Below are 16,511 nucleotides of genomic sequence, written 5' to 3'. Positions count from 1 at the left end.
AGATTTAGAAGCAGTTCACCGGGCGAGGGCCCGGTCGGATGCCCGGCCGAACACCATCGCCTCCTCGATGCGGTCGAAGCGGTAATCGATGGCATCGGCCAGGTAGTTCTGCCGGACATTCCACGGCCGCTTGGTCCCCGACTTCGGCAGCGCATGCACCGAGCGCAACACATAGCCGGCGTTGATGTCCCACGACGGTTTCTCGGTCATCGGCTCGTTGCCGCGGTGCGGGTAGGCGTGCGTGTAGCCGTGAGCGCCCATGTGCGCCAGCAGCTTTGCCGTCGCCCGGGCGGTCATGTCGGCGCGCAGCGTCCACGATGCGTTGGTATAGCCGACGCACCAGAACAGGTTGGGCACGTCCTCGAGCATGTGCGCCTTGTAGACGAAGCGGTCGTTGGTCTTGATCTCGCTGCCGTCCAGGCTGATCACGGTGCCGCCCAAGGCCTGCAGCTGCAGGCCGGTGGCGGTGACGATGATGTCGGCGTCGAGGTGCTCGCCGGACTTGAGCGCGATGCCCGTCGCGTCGAAATGGTCGATGTGGTCGGTGACCACGCCGGCGCGGCCGGCGCTGATGGCGTTGTAGAGGTCGGCGTCGGGGATCAGGCACATCCGCTGGTCCCACGGGTTGTATCGCGGCTTGAAGTGGGTGTCGACGTCGTAGCCGGGGGGCAGGCTGGCGATCGCCTTGCGCCGCAGCGCCCACCGCACCAACCCCGGCGCCTTGCGGGACAAGGCGAAGAAAACCGCCTCGGTCAGCGCGCTGTACATCCGGACCACCAGGTGAGCGGGCTTGCGCGGCAGCACTTTCCGCGCGACGGCGGCGACCTTGCCGTATTTCGACGCCGAGATCAGATAGGTAGGCGAACGCTGCAGCATGGTCACCTTCGCGGCCCGGTCCGACAGCGACGGCAGCAGGGTGACCGCGGTGGCCCCGCTGCCGATCACCACGATCTTCTTGCCGGTGTAGTCCAGGTCTTCCGGCCAGTGCTGCGGATGAACCACCGTCCCGCCGAACGCGTCGATGCCCGGGAACTCGGGGGTGTACCCCTCGTCGTAGTTGTAGTAGCCGCTGCCGAAGAACAGGAACCGGCCGCGGTAGAGCTTGCGCGCGCCGTCCTGCTCGACGGTGACCGTCCAGGTGTCGGTCGACGAATCCCAGTCGGCCGAGCGGACATAGCTGTTGAACCGGATGTGCCGATCGATGCCGTACTTGTGCGCCGTCGCGGCCAGGTATTCGCGGATATGCTCGCCGTCGGCCACGCCCTCCTTCCGGGTCCACGGCTCGAACGGGAAGGACAGCGTGAAGATGCTGCTGTCCGAGCGGACCCCGGGGTAGCGAAACAGGTCCCACGTGCCGCCGATCTGCGCGCGCCGCTCCAGGATGGTGTAGGTCAGCTGCGGGTTGCGTTCGCTGATCCGGTATGCCGCGCCGATGCCGGAGATACCGGCGCCGACGATGATGACGTCGGAGTAGTCGGCCTCGGTAGGGGTCATCGCCATTGAGGGCTACCGGTAGTTGACGAACTGCAGCGCGACGTCCAGGTCGGCCTGCTTGAGCAGCGCTTGGACGGCCTGCAGGTCGTCCCGCTTTTTGCTGGTGACGCGGATCTCGTCGCCCTGGATCTGCGTCTTGACGCTCTTGGGCCCCTCGTCGCGGATCAGCTTGGTGATCTTCTTGGCGTGCTCGCTGTCGATGCCCTGCTTGAGGGTGCCGCTGACCTTGTAGGTCTTGCCGGAGGCCTGCGGTTCGCCGGCGTCGAAGGCCTTCATCGAGATGTCGCGGCGGATCAGCTTCTCCTTGAAGACGTCGACGGCCGCCTTCACGCGTTCCTCGGTGGACGAGGTCAGCTCGATTGCCTCGTCGCCCTTCCACGCGATGGTGGTGTCGGTGCCGCGGAAGTCGAAGCGAGTGGCCAGCTCCTTGGCGGCCTGGTTGAGCGCGTTGTCGACCTCTTGGCGCTCGACTTTGCTGACAATGTCGAACGATGAGTCCGCCATTCGATCCGTCCCTTCATCCGGTGATGGCCGTTTGTGCTTTGTCTACCCCCTCGTTGTAACCTGTCTGGCGGCAGGTTGCCCGAGCGGCCAATGGGAGCGGACTGTAAATCCGTCGCGAAAGCTTCACAGGTTCGAATCCTGTACCTGCCACCAAGCCTCACTCAGAGCGCGGGCTTCACCGCTTTCGGCTCGTCGGCGGTTCTGACGTCGCGCCCGGCGCCCGCCGACACGGTGGCGGCCTCGCCGCGAGCCAGGCCCACCGTCGCGACGATCACCAGCGCCGCGGCCACCGCCAACACGACCCAGTCGAAGCCGTGGGCGTCCAGCGTCTCACCGAGCACGGTGATGCCGAGGATTGCGCCCACGATGGGCTTGGCGGCGATAATCGTCGGCAACGAGGCCGTCAAAGCGCCTGCGCGGTAAGCCGATTGGTGAATGATCATCCCGGCGGCCCCGCAGAACACCCAGCCGTACACCTCGGGCCTGGTCCACAACTGCTCGGGGTTGTGTTCGATGATGTCGACGACGCCCTTCATCAGCACCGCGAACACCGCGAGCAGTGAACCGGCGACCGCCGCGAGCAACAGCGCGGCCACTGGGCGATCCGACCAGACGCGGGCGCCCACCATCGCCAACAGCAGCGGCGGTGCCATCGCCACGGCGACGATCAGCCACACGTGCGCAGGCGCGCGCTCCTGGCCGCCGGTCGGATCGCCGACCGCGATGACGACCACCAGCGCCGCGGTAAGCAACACCGCCCACAGCCATTCGGCGCGGGTGACCGGGTGGCGGCTCATCCGCGCGTAGATCGGCAGGGCGAACAGCAGCGCGGTCACCTGCAGCGACATCACCAGCAGCACGGAGCCCTTGTCGAGGGCGGCGGCCAGCAGGACGTAGCTGGCGATGTCGCCGAGTCCGCCCATCAACCACCGGGTATCGCGCAGCAGCATGCCGAACAGCGCGAGGTGGCCGACCGGCTTGTCGGTGACCTCCTGCGCGGACCGCTGGCGGACGACGTTGCCGATCGCCGACGCCAGCGCGGCGAGGAGGGCAAGGATTGCCGCCATATCAGTCTTCGACACGGATGACCTCCTCGCCCAGGCGTCGCTTCACGGATTTGCTCATTAATCTAGTCGGGCTACGGCAAACCGCCCGCCGAGCGTGTTCATAGCGGGAAAGCGGTGCCCGTGAGCTGCTCGGACAGGGTCCACAGCGCCGCGGCGGTGCCCGCCCGCCTGGCCGGCCAGTTACGCCAGGTCGGCTGGGTGCGGCCATACAGGCCGAAGCGCGGGCCGACGAAGGTGTCGCCAGGCAGATCCTGCGAGACCGCGTACAGCGTCTGCCTGGCCCCGAAGTCGGCGTCGGTGGACACGATGCGGTCGACGGCCAACACCGCCGCGTCGCCCAGCTTGCGGCCGGAGTTGCCCTGCAGGTTGGTGTGCGACCAGCCGGGGTGGGCGGCCAGCGCGCGCAGCGGAGAACCGACGGAGTCCAGGCGCCGCTGCAGTTCGCTGGTGAACAGCAGGTTGGCCAGCTTCGATTGGCTGTAGGCCAGCCACGCAGAATACGGGCGGGACCGCCAGTTCAGGTCTTTGAGGCTGACGTAGCCGAAGTGGTGCATCAGCGAGGACAAGGTCACCACCCGGTCGGTCAGCCTGGGCAGCAGCAGGTTGGTCAGCGCGAAGTGGCCGAGGTGATTGGTGCCGATCTGGCCTTCGAAGCCGTCGGCGGTCACCGCGTGTTTGGTGGCCATGATGCCGGCGTTGTTGACCAGCACGTCGACCCTTGTCATCTCGTCGGCGAAGCGCCGCACCGAGCGCAGGTCCTGCAGATCGAGGTGGCGCACCTCGACGTCACCGACCATCCGGTCGGCGGCGGCCTTGCCCTTCTCGGTGTTACGCACGGCCAAGACGACGCGGGCGTCCACCCGGGCCAATTCGCGGGCGGTGATTTCACCCAGTCCGGCGTTGGCTCCGGTGATCACGACGGTGCGTCCGGCGAAGGAGGGCAGGTCTGCTGCGGTCCAACCAGGCATGCAGCCCACCCTAACTAGGCGGTCCCACTCGCCGGAACGTCGCAGGTATCGTGCGTGGGATGGCCGATGGAACTCCGACGGCGCGGATGTATGTAGGGGTCATCGTCAATCCGCTCGCGCGCCGGAACCGCGGTGCGCGCGGTGACCGCGTCGCCGAGTTGCGCCGCATCGTCGGCCCGTGGGGCGAGGTCCACGAAACCGCCTCGATCGAGGAGCTGGGCAAGACGCTGGATGAGCTCCACCCGCGGGTCACGCATCTCGTCGGCGACGGCGGCGACGGCGCTCTGCACTGGCTGATCAACGAAATCGAGCGCTGCCAAGGCGATCCGGAATGCTGGCCGACGTTCGTGCCGTCCAACGGCGGCAGCGTCAACGCCGTCGCGCGCAAGGCGCGGGTGCGCGGGCGGCCCGATACCATCGTCCGCGCGCTGGTGGCCGCCGCTGAGGCCGACCGGCCTCCGCCCGAAATGCGTTTGGACACCCTGCAACTCGATGGCGAGACCGCCGACGGCGCGGCGTTTCATCGCCTGTGTTTCGGGCTGGCCGCCGGGGGAGTCGGCAACCGGTTCTACGACATGTATTACGGGAAGCCCGACCACGGCCGGACAGAAGTCGCCCGGGTGATCGGTCGCTCGTTCCGCGACTACCTCGCGTCGAAGGTCGGCCGGTCGCCGGCGTCCAGTTACTCGTCGGTGCTGTTCACTCCCACGCGCGCCCGCGTCGTCATCGATGGCGAGGAGGTCCCGTCGCGGACGCACCGGGTGCTGCACGCGGGCGCCATCGACCTGCGGATCGGAGGGCCGTTCCGGCTTTTCCCGAAGGCCGAGAATCCCGGCGCGCTGCATTTTCAGGCCGGTGAGATCCGGCCCTCGAGGATCGTGGTCCAGCTGCCCGCGGCGCTCACCAACGGCACGCTGCGGGGTGCGGGGGTGCGCGACGTCAACGGCCGCGAAATGGTGATCGAGGCCGAGGGCGAGCCGCTCTCGCCGATCATCGACGGCGAACGGTTCGTGGGCATCACCCGGTTGGTGGCCCGGGCCGGCCCCCGCATCCGGGTCGCCCGGACGGGCTGAGTCCGTAGCTCAGTAGGTCAGCAGCGGCGACCCGCCACGGAATGGCCTCATTGGGCCGCGCTCAGCCGCCCTTTGCGGTGCGGCTAAGAAATGGACTCCATATTGCGGCGGATTTGCCGACGGATAATTCATGATAAATGAAAATACGTAACTCAGTATCCGCACGTCTACGGACGCCAGGGTGATCTAAATGCGCAGGTGAAACCGCAAACTGAAATACTGAAGTCCGTAGTCGCGGATTCCCTGATTGGCGGCGACCACCCTCGGTTAAGCCTACGCTGTGAGATTAATGTGCGGTGGCCAAAATGGCCGTCCAAGTTTTGCTTGACATCCAGTGGGGGAGTTAAATTGGGCGTTATCAATTGATCCGAAAGTTCTTATCGCTCATAGTCGACCCGGAAGGGGGGTGGCTCCTGCGATGGAGACGCTCATAGATCACCTGCACCAGCGCGCGGCCAGCACACCGGACAAGACCCTCTTCCGCTTCGTCGACGACGAAGGTCGCGAACTTGAGCACTACACCTACCGGAGCTTCTCCGAGCGGACGCGCGAGCTGGCCGCGTACCTGTCGACGGAAGCCGGCCTGCGGCCGGGCGATCGAGCGCTACTGGTCTACCCGCCCGGGCTGGAAATGATCGCGGCGTTCTACGCCTGCGCACGCATCGGGGTGATCGCCGTGCCGGTCAGCCCGCCGCTGCCGATGTCGTTCGAGTCGGGCCTGGCAAAGCTGAGCTTCATCGCCCGCGACTGCCAGGCGAAGGCGGTGCTGTCGACCAAGCAATTCGAGTACGACTACCGCCTGCTGCTCAACCACCTCGACGGCGCCTCGCCATGGCCCGGCACCCAACGGCCGCCGGAGCTGCCCTGGTTCGGAACCGACGGCACGCAGGAGTTCGGCGGCGCCCACGTCCCCGACACCCCCGGGCCGGTGCTCTTCCTGCAGTACACCTCCGGCTCCACCAGCGACCCCAAGGGTGTGGTGGTCAGCCACGCGAACGTCATCGCCAACGCCTCGGCCTTCGCGGGTGGCGAAGTGCTGGTGAGCTGGCTTCCGCAACACCATGACATGGGCCTGATCTCCGCCTACCTGTTCATCCTGCTGGTCGGCGGCACCACGCACGCCATGTCGCCGCTGGACTTCCTCAAGCGGCCGTCGTCGTGGCTGCGGCTCATCAGCGACGTACGCGCCACCCACACGCCGGTGCCCAACTTCGCCCTCGAGCTGTGCCTGCGCGAGGACAAGCTGCCCGCATCCGAGCTCGCCGGGTTGGACCTGAGCAGCCTGGAGAGCATCGTCGTCGGCGCAGAGCCGTTGCGCGCCAGCACCTTTGCGCGCTTCCGACAGCGTTTCGCCCCCTACGGCCTGGAGCCCAACGCGCTCACCGGCGCCTACGGCATGGCCGAGAACACCCTGATCGTCTCGCTTCGCGGGCGCCAGACCCTCGCGCTGAACAAGCGCGCGCTGGAGCGCAACCTCGCGCGCGTCGAGAAGGCCCAGCCGGAGAACAACAACCAGGCCCCGGTGGTGAGCTGCGGCAAGCCGATCGACGGCAACGTGGTTCGCATCGTCGATCCCGAAACCGGCGAGGCCCTCGGAGAGGGCCGCGTCGGCGAGGTCTGGCTGGACGGGCCGTCCAAGGGCGGCGGCTACTGGAACCGCCCCGAACTCACCGCGGAGGCGTTCGCGGCCCGCATCGTCGGCGACACCGAGCACAGCTATCTGCGAACCGGCGACCTCGGCTTCCTCTACGAGGGCGAGCTGTTCGTCTGCGGCCGCAGCAAGGACCTGATCATCGTGCGCGGCGTCAACTGCTACCCCTCGGACATCGAGGGCATCGTGGAGCGCTCGGCGCCGCAGGTTCGCGGCGGCTGCGTCGCAGCGTTCGCGGTGGAGCGCGACGACCAGGAGGTGCTGACCGTGGTGGCCGAGGTCCGGGACCCGAACGCGCTGCCCGACGGCAAGGCGCTGGCGCGGGCCATCCGCCGGCACGGCCACATCGACCCCCACACCATCGCCTTCGTGCCGCCGCACAGCATCCCCAAAACCACGTCCGGCAAGATCCGGCGGTCCTCGACACGTCAGCTCTGGCTGGACGGCGAGCTGCCCGTCCTGTCGAGCTACACGCATCAGGCCCACGCATGGGCGGAGACGAATTCGGGCCCGCTGGACCGGTTCCGCAATCTGATCGAAAGCTACGACCTCACCGGGTCAGAGGACTGCTCCTTCGCGGATCTCGGCATCGACTCGCTGGCGCTGGCCGAGCTGCGCGCCGACCTACAGGCACTGCTGGAAGAGCACGGCGCGGGGGAGCTGGCCGAGGAGGTCAACACCCGGCTGCTTCAGCGGCTCACGGTGGCTGAATTCTTCCGGCTGATGCGGCAATTCGGTGAGGAGTCCGGCCAGCCGCTCGATGCGCTGCGTCAGGCGCTGGACCAGATCGCGACGGAGTACGAGGCCTACGAAGTCGCCCGGATGCGCGCCGACGCCCAGCTTCGGTTGCCGGCGCTGCCGCCGGCGCGCTCGGGCGCACCCACCGACATCCTGCTGACGGGTGCGACCGGGTTCCTGGGGCCGTTCCTGGTCGCCAGCCTGCTCGGCCGGACGTCCTTGACCGTGCACGCACTGATCCGCGCCACCGACGAAGCCCACGGGCTGGACCGGATCGTCGCATCGCTGCGCAAGGCGCGGCTGTGGACCCCGGCCCTGGAAGCCGAGGTCCGGGCGCGGGTACGCGTGGTCTGCGGCGATCTCGCCGAGCCGCGGCTCGGCGTCGGCGAGGACGGGTTCCGCCGCCTGGCCGAGAGCGTCGACGCCATCCTGCATAACGGCGCCCTGGTCAATTACGTCCGGACCTACGACGCCCTGCGCCCGGCCAACGTGATCGGAACGCACGAGCTGCTGCGGCTCGCGATGACCGCGCACCGCAAGACCTTCCACCTGGTCTCCAGCACCTTCATCTACGGGTGGAGCGTCAAGCCGGTGGTCGGGGAGTCCGACGCCAACCTGGAGATGAACGCCCTGGATTTCGGCTACTCGCAGACCAAGTGGGTCGCCGAGCAGCTGGCCTTCGCCGCGCAGCGCCACGGGCTCGACGTGCGCATCTTCCGGCCCTCGCTGATCTCGCCGACCAGCGCGGGTTTCGGCAGCCAGGACGACATCCTGGTGCGCACCGTGGCGTTCATGATCGAGCACGGTATCGCCGCGAACGCGCTCAACCAGCTCAGCCTGCTGCCGGCGGACCTGATCGCCGATCACATCGTCGCGCTGATGGACCTGCCGAGGGATGACACGGTCTACGGCAATGTTTTCAATATGACCGCGGACGACTACTACAACCTGATGGACATCACCCGCGTCCTCTCCGAGCGCTACGGCTATCGCTTCGACTACCACGACATCCCGGCGTTCGCCGCCGAGATGAACCGCCGGTGCACGACGCGGGACCCGATCTATCCGCTGGTCGACTTCCTCACCCGGTCCGCGGACAAGATCGCGGCGATGCGGGACAAGCGCTACGGCAACTCCCAGTACCAGCGGGCCCGCGAGCTGGCCTCGGTCCGCGTGCGTGAGCCGGCGCTCACGGACACGGTCGAGAATCTCGTCCGGTTCTTGCGCAGTGAGCGCCTGATCACCGAGGCTGAGGCCGAGGCGCAACGCAGCGCTTAGCTTAGGGGGTAAAACCATGTTCACCGTCGACGACCAGGCGACGGGTCCGCATGACGCATCGCTCGACCACGAGCGGATCGTCCTGCAGGCGCGCGACGTCGAGTTCGACTGGGCGACGCTGCCGTTCTACTACGTGCCCAACGAGCCCTTCACCACCCACTTCTGCAACGTGCTGCACCTGCTGCTGCCCGCCGGCGAGGAGTTCATCGTCGACGCGTTCAAGAACGCGTTGCCGCTGATCAAGGACGACCAGCTGCGGCGCGACGTGCAGGGCTTCATCAGCCAGGAAGCCATGCACTCGCAGGCGCATTCGGGGGTGTTGGACCACTTCGCCGCCAAGGGCGTCGACGTCACGCCGTTCACCAACCAGATGGCCTGGCTGTTCGGCAAGTTGATCGGGGATCGGCCCGGGTGGGGCTGGCGGCGTCGGCAGAGCTGGCTGCTCGAGCGGGTGTCGATGGTGGCGGCCCTCGAGCACTACACCGCCATCCTGGGCGAGTGGATTCTGGACACCCCGCAGCACGACGCCTTCGGCACCGACCCGGTGATGCTGGACCTGCTGCGCTGGCACGGCGCGGAAGAGGTCGAACACAAGGCGGTCGCGTTCGACACCATGAAGCACCTGCGCGGCGGCTACTGGCGGCAGGTGCGCACGCAGCTGCTGGTGACGCCGGCCTTGCTGTGGCTGTTCATCCGGGGCGTGCGGTTCATGTACTCCGTCGACCCGTACCTGCCGCCGGGCACCAAACCCCGCTGGCGCGATTACTTCAGCGCGGCGCGACGGGGCCTGGTGCCCGGGCCGTTTCAGTTCCTGCGGGTCATCGGCGCCTACTACACGCCGAGTTTCCACCCGTCCAAGCTCGGCGGTGTGGGCCGCGCGGTCGACTACCTGGCCCGCTCGCCCGCAGCCCGCGCGGCGCACTGAGCTTCGGGGCACACGAATGACTCAGTCCAGCACCGTAATAGCGTCCGACGGCGTGTCGCTGGCCGTCCACGCCCACTCGCGGATCGAGTCCGGCCGCCCGACGATTCTGGCGATCCACGGCTACCCCGACAACCACCACGTGTGGGACGGCGTCGCCGACGCGCTCGGTGGCCGCTACAACTTCGTGGCCTTCGACGTTCGGGGCGCAGGGGATTCGTCGAAGCCCGCGCGGCGCGCGGCCTACCGCCTGCCGCAACTGATTTCGGACATCGACGCGGTGATCGACAGCCTCGGGGTCGGCGAGGTACACCTGATCGCCCACGACTGGGGTTCCATCCAGGCCTGGGCGGCGGTCACCGACGAGTCGGTGATGGGCAAGGTTGCTTCGTTCACGTCGATCTCCGGCCCGCACCTGAACTACGCGGGCAAGTTTCTGCGGTCCGCCCGCTCACCCCGCGGCGTGTTCGACGTCCTCAAGCAGGCCGTCGCCTCCACGTACATCTGGTTCTTCCTGTGCCCGGGGGTGCCGGAGTTGGCGATCTGGTCCCGGGCGACCGTGGCGGTCTTCGCGGCGGTCGAACTGATCGGCCGGCCACGCCGGACCGATCGGCGCCGCGCGGCGACCACCCGGTCGACCCGCGACTACGTCAACGGGCTCAACCTGTATCGCGCCAACATGCCCAGGCCGTTCCTGGCGCCCGGGAAGGAGCTGCCGCAGACCAAGGTTGCGGTGCAGGTGCTGGTGGCGCGCTGGGACCATTTCGTTTCGCCGCCCCTGCAGCGGTTCACCGGCTCGATACCGCCCAACGGCAGGGTCGTCGAGATCGAGGGCGGGCACTGGGTGGTGTCCTCCCATCCCGAGGTCATCGCCCGGCTCACCAGCGAATGGGTCGATCGGGCCGCCGCCGGGCAGAATTAGGATAACCACTGTGGCACAAACGATTTGGGGAAGCAGACCCGCTGATTTGTACGGTCGTCGCAAACGCGACCGCCTCTATACGGCGTTGTGGGGCGTGGGCACCCTCTTCGGCGGCTTGGCGTCTGCGTCGCGCTGGGACCCCTCGCGGGTGGTGCCCGTCCGCCGGACCACCACCGCCGTGGTCACCAAGCGCGAACTCCTCACGCCCGACGTCGTCGCGCTGACGATCGCCGACGCGCAGGGCGGGTTGCTGCCGTCGTGGACTCCCGGCGCGCACATCGACATCCGGCTGACTTCCGGCCGCCGCCGCCAGTACTCCCTGTGCGGTCCGCCCGGGCGGCGCACCGACTACCGCATCGCGGTGCGCCGGATCGCCGACGGCGGCGGCGGCTCGATCGAAATGCACGACACCCTCGATGTGGGCGACACGATCGAATTCGAAGGGCCCCGCAACGCCTTCTATCTGGTCACCGACGAGCGCGAGGTGCTGTTCGTGATCGGCGGCATCGGCGTGACACCGATCCTGCCCATGATCTCGCTCGCCCAACAGCGCGGAATCGATTGGCGCGCCGTGTATGCCGGCCGAAGCCGGGAGTACATGCCGCTGCTCGACGAGGTGCTGGCGGTCGCGCCGGAACGGGTCACCGTGTGGGCCGACGACGAACGCGGCCGCATGCCCGCCGCCTCCGAACTGCTCACCGATGCCGGGCCGGCGACGGCAGTCTACGTGTGCGGCCCCACCCCCATGCTGGAGTCGGTGCGCACGGTTCGCGACGAACACGCCGACGCGCCCCTGCATTACGAGCGGTTCGGGCCGCCTCCCGTCGTCGACGGCGTCCCGTTCGAGCTGGAGCTCGCCCGTTCGCGGCGCGTGCTGAGCGTGCCGGCGAACCGGTCCGCGCTGGACGTCATGCTCGACGGCGACCCGACGACCGCCTACTCCTGCCAGCAGGGGTTCTGCGGCACCTGCAAGGTGAAAGTGCTTGCCGGGGAGGTCGATCGCCGCGGCCGCGCCGCCGAGGGTGACGGCGAGATGCTGGTCTGCGTCTCGCGGTCCAACGGCGATCGTCTGGTCATCGACGCCTAGAAATTCGGCGCCGGGCTCACCCGCCCGAATCGTTGTGGTGCGCGGGGTAGGCGTGGACGATGGCGCTGTCGAGCCGCGGCACGGCGTGGGTCAGTTGGTGCTCGGCGTCGTGGGCGATGCGGTGCGCGTCCTGAAGGCTGATGTCTGGATCGATGTCCAGTTCGGCGTCGGCGTGCAGGCGATGTCCTATCCAGCGCATCCGGATGCTGCGCACGCTGCGGACACCGGGGCGCGCGGCCAGCGTCGCTTCCGCCGTGTCGACCAGCTCGGGATCCACCGCGTCCATGAGCCGGCGGAAGATGTCGCGAACGGCGCCGCGTAGCACCGCCAGGATGGCTACCGTGATGATCAGGCCGACGATCGGGTCGGCCAACGGGTAACCCAGCGCGACGCCCGCCGCCCCGAAAAGCACTGCGAGCGAGGTGAACCCGTCGGTGCGGGCGTGCAGGCCGTCGGCGACGAGGGCGGCCGAACCGATCCGGCGACCGGTGCGGATCCGGTAGACGGCGACGACCTCGTTGCCCGCGAAACCGATGAGTCCGGCGGCGGCGACCCAACCGACGTGCCCGATGGCGACGGGGTGAACCAGCCGCAGGATGGCCTCGTAGCCGGCGACGATGGCCGACAGCGTGATCATGCCGATGACGAACAGGCCGGCGATGTCCTCGGCGCGGCCGTAGCCGTAGGTGTAGCGGCGGGTGGCCGCGCGGCGGCCCAACGAGAATGCGATCCAGAGCGGGACGGCGGTCAGCGCGTCCGAGAAGTTGTGAATGGTGTCGGCAAGGAGCGCGATCGAGCCGGAGAGGACGGCGATCACCACCTGCACGGCAGCGGTCGCGCCCAGTCCGATCAGGCTGATCTTGACCGCCCGAATGCCGATCGCGCTGGACTCCAGTGCGGTGTCGACGCTGTCGGCGGCGTCGTGGCTATGCGGGCGCAGGCGGGCCACAATGCCGCGAATCCCGTCCGCGTGCTCGTGCCCGTGGTGGTGGTGCCCGCTTTCCGCGCTCATCTCGGCGCTGCCCGCTTACCTGCATGCATACGCAGATAATAAGGCACCTGCACGGCCCGCGCGAACGTCGGTCTGGCTAGTCCTCGCCCGCGGTGGCACGCAAAGCGCCGTCTCCCTCAAGTCGCACTGTGTCCGCGCCGGCCGCCATACGCTGCCGGAGGCTCCAGACGCTGTGGCCGACCCCGTAGGTCCGGATCACGGGATCCAGGGTGATCTTCAGAAAACACACCCGCGTTTCGCCTGCACGCCGGGATTTCTCGTAAGCACCGAGAATCTGCCGGCCCATCCAGAAACCGCGGAAGACGTTCGTCCCCTCGACGTCGCTCCAGTCGAGGACTTCAGCGCGACCCTGTAATTGGATCGTCGCCGGCGGAACGAATCGAAGCAACTGCCGTTGCAGCGGCACCACCAATGAGATCTGGGGGTTATCCGCGATGTTGCGCGCCTTTTGCAGGTGACGCCTCGTCATTACATACAGCACGACAGTGCCTTCGCATGTCGAGGCGCCGTAATTCACCCCCGCCGAGTGGGGCCGGCCCTGCTGGTCGACGGTGGAGATGATCGCGAAATGCTGGGCCGATAGCTCTCGCACCACTCGCTTGAGTGTCACCACGGGCCGATTGTCACTTCGTGTGGACGTGGCTCGGTCGTTGTGAGGTCGTGAGCGGCTCACTTTGGGTCGCAACGGTTTCCACTCGAGGCGCGGTCGCGGGTGGTTCCGCCGGCGGCAGCGGGTCGGGGTGGTAGCGGCGCAGGCGGTTGGCGTTGCCGACGACCGATAGCGAGGACATTGCCATCGCGGCGGCGGCGATCATGGGTGAAAGCCTCAGTCCCAGTACCGGATACAAGACGCCCGCGGCGAGTGGGATGCCGACGGCATTGTAGATCAGGGCAAAGAAGAGGTTCTGCCGAATGTTGCGCATGGTGGCATGCGAGAGGCGGATCGCCGTCACCACGCCGGCCAGTGAGCCTGAAATCAGGGTGATGTCCGCGGCTTCGATCGCCACGTCGGTACCGGTGCCGATGGCCAGTCCGACATCGGCTTGGGCCAAGGCCGGCGCGTCGTTGATGCCGTCACCGACCATGCCGACCCGGCGACCCTCGGCCTGTAGACGGCGGATCTCGCCGGCCTTGTGCTCGGGCAGGACCTCGGCCAGCACCCGTTCGACGCCGACTTGGCGGGCGATCGCGGCGGCGGTGCGGGCGTTGTCCCCGGTGAGCATCACGACTTGTAGGCCCAGCTTGCGCAAGGCGGAAATCGCAGCGACGGAGTCGTCTTTGACGGTATCGGCCACGGCGATCACACCGCCGGGGTGTCGGTCGACGGCGGCGAGAATCGGGGTCTTTCCCTCGGCGGCCAGCTCTGCGCTGATGTGTTCGAGTTCGGTTGTGTCGACGCCGTTTTCGGCAAGCAACGGAGCGGTGCCGACGAGCACGCTCATCCCCGCGACGGTGGCCCGGACCCCTTTGCCGGTAATCGAGTCGAATGCCGATACGGGGGTAAGGTCGAGGCCGCGTTCGCGGGCGCCGGCCACCACGGCTCCGGCGATCGGGTGTTCGCTCTCGGATTCGGCGGCGGCGACCAGCATGAGCAGTTCGTCTTCGGCCAATGTCCCGGTCACTCGGACGTCGGTCAGGGCGGGTTTGCCGGCGGTGATGGTGCCGGTCTTGTCGAGCACGATGGTGTCGAGCTTGTGTGCGGTCTCGAGAGCCTCGGCGGAGCGGATCAGAATGCCCGCCCGCGCTCCTTTGCCGGTGCCGACCATGATCGACAGCGGGGTCGCCAGGCCCAGCGCACAGGGGCAGGCGATGATCAGCACCGCCACCGCCGATACCAATGCCTGCGTCAGCGTGGGCTTTGGGCCGGCGACGAACCAGACCGCGAAAGTGGCCGTGGCAGTGGCGATCACGACCGGGACGAAGTAGGCGGAAATGGCGTCGGCGAGCCGCTGGATCGGGGCTCGCGATGCCTGCGCCTGCTGCACCATCCGGATAATCTGGGCCAGCATGGTGTCCGCCCCGACCTTGGCTGCACGCACCCGCAACGAGCCGGTGGTGTTGACCGTCGCCCCGATGACGGTGTCGCCGGCGCGTTTGGTGACCGGTATGGACTCGCCGGTCACCATCGATTCGTCGACCGCGGACTGTCCGGACAACACGGTGGCGTCGACAGGGATTTTCTCGCCGGGCCGGATGAGGATCTCGTCGCCGACCGTGACCTGGTCGACGGGTATTTCGGTTTCGGCGCCGTCGCGCAGCACACGGGCGGTTCGGGCTTGCAGACCCAGGAGGGCGCGGATGGCTTCGCCGGTGCCCGCCTTGGCTCGGGCTTCCAGCAGTCGGCCCAGCATAATCAGCGTCAGGATCACTCCGACGGCTTCGAAATACACGTCGCGCACTTCGGCCGGCAGGACACCGGAGGCGAGCGTGACCAGCAGGCTGTAGCCGTAGGCCGCCAGGGTGCCCAAGGCGATGAGGCTGTTCATGTCGGCGCTGCGATGCGCCAACGCCAGCCAACCGGTGCGATGGATCGGCCATCCGACGTAAAACATCACCGGCGTGATCAACGCCAGCTGGACCCAGTGGTTGAGCAACGGCGCGGGCACCCACCGGGCGCCCAGGGGCTCGGCCATCACCGCATACAGCACCGGGATGGTCAGCACGGCGCCGATCGCGACCCGGCGAGTAAGATCGGCGATCTCGGCGCGTCGTTCTTCGGTTTGCGCGGCTTGCAGCTCCGCGGCGGCGGGCTCATCCGTGGAGCCCGATGCGCCGTAACCGGCAGGTTCGCTGGGACTTTCGGACTCGGGCGATTCAGTGTTCGCGCCATTGGGGGTGACTACCAGCGTGCCCGAAATCATGTTCATGCTGCAGGTGAAGGGGAACGATCCCGCCCGTTGCGGGGTGAATCGGACGGTGGTGCGTTGATGCGCCGGTAGCGCCGCGGAGAGTCGCAGGTCGGGGAAGACAACCCGCGAGCTGCAATCACCGGTTTCTTGCCGGTCGAATGCGATCTCGACCGGAATGCCCTGGCGCACTTGAAGGAAGTTGGGACTGTACCCTCCGCGGACCGTGACCTCGATTCGCTGCACCCCTTCGTCAACGGCAGCGGCGTGCGCTCGGCGCGGCGCGAAGAAATACCACGCCAGTCCTGCGATCACCAGGGCCGCACCCACCAGGACGCCAACATCAGGACCGGACACTGTGGACTCCTCGACAACAGGTACGAATTAGGCGTTACGCTGTGGACTGCGCTCCGAGTTGAATTGCAGTGCAAGCGCATTCATGCGGAACCGGTACGTCTCGGCATCGATCTGCCCGGACAGCCGCTGTCGCACGATTACCGCCTCGGCGATCATCGCCTGACAGCGCCAAAGGCTCGCGCCCATGGTGGACGGCAATGGGTCGGGTGGCCCGTCGGTGGACGGTGGTGTCGTTTCGATCCGGCGTCCTCGGTGAACGCGCATCAGTCCCGCGGCCGTAGTCGCAAGGAACGTGAACAACAGCACCACGCCGATGAGCAACGCGGCCCAATGGCCGCCCGTAACCTGACCGGACACCGCCATATCGCTCACCTCTTCCGCTGCGCGGCCCGCCGTGCGACCGGTCGAGCATCCGTCCAACATACCCCCTGGGGGTAGGGCCTTGCGTCACTTCTCTTGGGGAAATAGGTCTCTAGTTACCGGGCGCGCAAGGCCGCAGGATCAGGGGACGAAGGTTTGGCGCTTGTGCCGACGTCGCTGAGACCAAGTCAAACGCGAGGTAGGGGAAGCTTGTCAAGCTGTCCGATGGGAG

The 16,511-nt window shown here is 67.6% G+C and carries 13 protein-coding genes and 1 tRNA gene; 6 read left to right on the top strand and 8 right to left on the bottom strand.

Annotated elements, in window-relative coordinates; genetic code table 11:
- Nucleotides 1–15 precede the first annotated feature (15 nt).
- Both A5695_RS20375 and A5695_RS20370 read right to left on the bottom strand, forming a co-directional pair.
- A complete protein-coding gene (locus A5695_RS20375; protein ID WP_068086294.1) occupies nt 16–1,500 on the bottom strand; it encodes an NAD(P)/FAD-dependent oxidoreductase in 1,485 nt (494 codons plus the stop codon).
- A gap of 6 nt (nt 1,501–1,506) precedes the next feature.
- Complete coding sequence (locus A5695_RS20370) at nt 1,507–1,998, bottom strand: YajQ family cyclic di-GMP-binding protein (protein WP_068086291.1); 492 nt, start codon at nt 1,996–1,998, stop codon at nt 1,507–1,509.
- 69 nt (nt 1,999–2,067) lie between these two features.
- On the opposite strand from A5695_RS20370, the gene A5695_RS20365 reads away from it, so the two are divergent.
- Nucleotides 2,068–2,151 (top strand) — tRNA-Tyr (locus A5695_RS20365).
- Nucleotides 2,152–2,159: 8 nt separating this feature from the next.
- On the opposite strand, the gene A5695_RS20360 is transcribed toward A5695_RS20365, so the two are convergent.
- Nucleotides 2,160–3,065 carry a DMT family transporter gene (locus A5695_RS20360; RefSeq protein ID WP_369830216.1) on the bottom strand — a complete coding sequence of 302 codons (906 nt, stop codon included), beginning with the start codon at nt 3,063–3,065 and terminating at the stop codon, nt 2,160–2,162.
- Nucleotides 3,066–3,163: 98 nt separating this feature from the next.
- Nucleotides 3,164–4,033, bottom strand: a complete 870-nt coding sequence (locus A5695_RS20355; RefSeq protein ID WP_068086284.1) for an oxidoreductase — start codon at nt 4,031–4,033, stop codon at nt 3,164–3,166.
- 86 nt (nt 4,034–4,119) lie between these two features.
- Here A5695_RS20355 and A5695_RS20350 point away from each other — a divergent pair, with 86 nt between their 5' ends.
- From A5695_RS20350 to A5695_RS20330, 5 genes are all read left to right on the top strand, one after another.
- Nucleotides 4,120–5,106 carry a diacylglycerol kinase family protein gene (locus A5695_RS20350; protein ID WP_068086281.1) on the top strand — a complete coding sequence of 329 codons (987 nt, stop codon included), beginning with the start codon at nt 4,120–4,122 and terminating at the stop codon, nt 5,104–5,106.
- A 418-nt stretch (nt 5,107–5,524) separates the two neighbouring features.
- Nucleotides 5,525–8,773 carry a thioester reductase domain-containing protein gene (locus A5695_RS20345; protein WP_068086278.1) on the top strand — a complete coding sequence of 1,083 codons (3,249 nt, stop codon included), beginning with the start codon at nt 5,525–5,527 and terminating at the stop codon, nt 8,771–8,773.
- A 16-nt stretch (nt 8,774–8,789) separates the two neighbouring features.
- On the top strand, nt 8,790–9,698 hold the full coding sequence (locus tag A5695_RS20340; RefSeq protein WP_068086275.1) for a metal-dependent hydrolase: 909 nt from the start codon (nt 8,790–8,792) through the stop codon (nt 9,696–9,698).
- A gap of 16 nt (nt 9,699–9,714) precedes the next feature.
- Entirely contained in the window at nt 9,715–10,617 is a 903-nt protein-coding gene (locus A5695_RS20335; protein WP_068086272.1) for an alpha/beta fold hydrolase, read from the top strand.
- 10 nt (nt 10,618–10,627) lie between these two features.
- Entirely contained in the window at nt 10,628–11,704 is a 1,077-nt protein-coding gene (locus A5695_RS20330) for a PDR/VanB family oxidoreductase (RefSeq protein ID WP_068086269.1), read from the top strand.
- A gap of 16 nt (nt 11,705–11,720) precedes the next feature.
- Here A5695_RS20330 and A5695_RS20325 read toward each other — a convergent pair whose 3' ends face one another.
- The 4 genes from A5695_RS20325 to A5695_RS20310 all read right to left on the bottom strand — a co-directional run bounded on the left by A5695_RS20325 (nt 11,721) and on the right by A5695_RS20310 (nt 16,282).
- Nucleotides 11,721–12,716 carry a cation diffusion facilitator family transporter gene (locus A5695_RS20325; RefSeq protein ID WP_068086266.1) on the bottom strand — a complete coding sequence of 332 codons (996 nt, stop codon included), beginning with the start codon at nt 12,714–12,716 and terminating at the stop codon, nt 11,721–11,723.
- 76 nt (nt 12,717–12,792) lie between these two features.
- On the bottom strand, nt 12,793–13,329 hold the full coding sequence (locus A5695_RS20320; RefSeq protein WP_231974912.1) for a pyridoxamine 5'-phosphate oxidase family protein: 537 nt from the start codon (nt 13,327–13,329) through the stop codon (nt 12,793–12,795).
- Between the two features lie 10 nt (nt 13,330–13,339).
- Nucleotides 13,340–15,919, bottom strand: a complete 2,580-nt coding sequence (locus A5695_RS20315; RefSeq protein WP_068086261.1) for a heavy metal translocating P-type ATPase — start codon at nt 15,917–15,919, stop codon at nt 13,340–13,342.
- Nucleotides 15,920–15,946: 27 nt separating this feature from the next.
- Complete coding sequence (locus tag A5695_RS20310; protein WP_156749771.1) at nt 15,947–16,282, bottom strand: hypothetical protein; 336 nt, start codon at nt 16,280–16,282, stop codon at nt 15,947–15,949.
- Between the last annotated feature and the right edge of the window lie 229 nt (nt 16,283–16,511).

The sequence above is a fragment of the Mycobacterium sp. E1747 genome, assembly GCF_001667775.1.
Lineage (GTDB): Bacteria > Actinomycetota > Actinomycetes > Mycobacteriales > Mycobacteriaceae > Mycobacterium.
The sequence above is the reverse complement of the archived record's forward strand: the minus strand, read 5'-3'. Positions and strand labels throughout refer to the sequence as shown.